Source organism: Streptomyces mayonensis (assembly GCF_018982965.1).
GTDB classification, from domain to species: Bacteria; Actinomycetota; Actinomycetes; order Streptomycetales; family Streptomycetaceae; genus Streptomyces; species Streptomyces mayonensis.
On sequence record NZ_JACBYP010000256.1, the window covers coordinates 1 to 1700 of the forward strand.

2 protein-coding genes are annotated in these 1700 nt (G+C 67.2%); one reads left to right on the forward strand and one right to left on the reverse strand.

Going from position 1 to position 1700, the window contains the following annotated elements; translation table 11 throughout:
• Positions 1 to 1219: RNA-guided endonuclease InsQ/TnpB family protein (locus HZS56_RS37700; RefSeq protein WP_216725308.1), on the reverse strand; the 1219-nt coding region annotated here is incomplete at its 3' end.
• A 25-nt stretch (positions 1220 to 1244) separates the two neighbouring features.
• Between HZS56_RS37700 and tnpA the strand changes: the two genes are divergently transcribed.
• Positions 1245 to 1661, forward strand: coding sequence for an IS200/IS605 family transposase (tnpA, locus tag HZS56_RS37705; protein ID WP_216725309.1), 417 nt, complete (start codon positions 1245 to 1247; stop codon positions 1659 to 1661).
• The last annotated feature ends 39 nt before the right edge of the window (positions 1662 to 1700 follow it).

A 1700-nucleotide genomic window follows, 5' to 3' on the forward strand; every position in this document is an offset into this window, starting at 1 on the left:
TTCCCGCCTGCCTGCCGGTGGTCACCGGCTGAGGCTTCGGGTGGGTTCCTGTTTCGCTGCGCGGTGCCGGGACAAGTCCCGGTCTTACCCGCGCTCCGCAGGCTGTCACCGCCAGTCCGGCGGCCTTGGCGACGTTGACCGCCGCGTTGATGTCCCGGTCCAGGACGGTCCCGCACGCCCCGCACGTCCACACGCGGACGTTCAGGGGCCTGGGGCCGTCCTGGACGCCGCACGCGGAGCACACCTGTGACGTCGGCTCGAAGCGGCCGATCTTCACGAAGGTGCGCCCGTACCGGGCAGCTTTATACTCCAGCATGGTCACGAACGCCGACCATCCGGCGTCGTGGACGGACTTGGCCAGACGCGTGCGCGCGAGTCCCTTCACCGCCAGGTCCTCCACGGCGACCGCTTGGTTCTCGCGGATCAGCTTCGTGGAGAGCTGGTGATGGAACTCGCGGCGTGCGTCGGCCACCCGTGCGTGAGCGCGGGCGACCTTCACCCTGGCCTTGTTCCGGTTGCTGGAGCCCTTCTCCTTGCGGGAGAGCGAGCGTTGCGCCTTCTTCAGGCGCTTCTCGGCCCGGCGCAGGAAGCGCGGGCTGTCGATCTTCGTGCCGTCCGAGAGGACCGCGAAGTGCCCCAGGCCGAGGTCGATGCCCACCTCAGGCGCGACCTCGGGCAGGACTTCCTCCGGTCCGGTCTCCACCACAAATGAGGCGAAGTACCGGCCCGCGCTGTCCTTGACCACCGTCACCGTGGACGGTGTGGAGGGCAGGCTGCGGGACCAGTTGACCTTCAGGTCGCCGATCTTTGGCAGGCGCAGCTTTCCGCCGGTCGTGATCGACCAGCGGGCGTTCGCGGTGAACCGCACCGCCTGCGGGGCGTCCTTCCGCAACTTGTACCGGGGCGCGCCCATGCGCGGGCGCTTGCCCTTCAGGCCGTCGAAGAAGTTCCTGTACGCGGTGTCCAGGTCGCGAAGGGACTGCTGGAGGACCACCGCCGAGACCTCGCCGAGCCAGGCGCGTTCCGGGGTGTTCTTCGCCTCGGTGATCAGCGCCTTGGACAGGTCGCCGGTCTTCGGGAACGGCATGCCTTCGCTGCGGGCGGCCTCCCGAGCGCGGAGCGCGTCGTTGTAGACCACCCGCGCACACCCGAATGCCCTCGCCAACGCGCTGCGCTGACCGGCGCTCGGGTACAGGCGGAAGCTGTACCGAAGCTGCACACCGATCATGATACACAATTGGTTTATGGGCATCGATGAGAACGTTCGCACTGGTCGCCACTGTGTCTTTCGGATGCATGTCCACTTGGTTTTCGTGACGAAGTACCGGCACAAGGTCTTCGCCGACCGGCACCTGACGCGGTGCGAGGAGATCATGCGGGCCGTGTGCGAGGACTTCGAGGCCGAGCTGGTCGAGTTCAACGGCGAGGACAACCACGTCCACCTCCTCGTGAACTTCCCGCCCAAGGTCGCCGTCTCCAAGCTGGTGAACTCCCTCAAGGGCGTGTCCTCCCGCCGCCTCCGCCAGGAGTTCCCCGATCTCGTCCGCCACTACTGGCGGGCACAACGCCTGTGGTCCGGCTCGTACTTCGCCGGTTCCGTCGGCGGCGCACCACTCAGCATCGTGAAGCAGTACATCGAGCAGCAGAACCGGCCGCTCTGACCTGGGCTGAGGTGAACAGTGCGGATCCGTGCACACAGC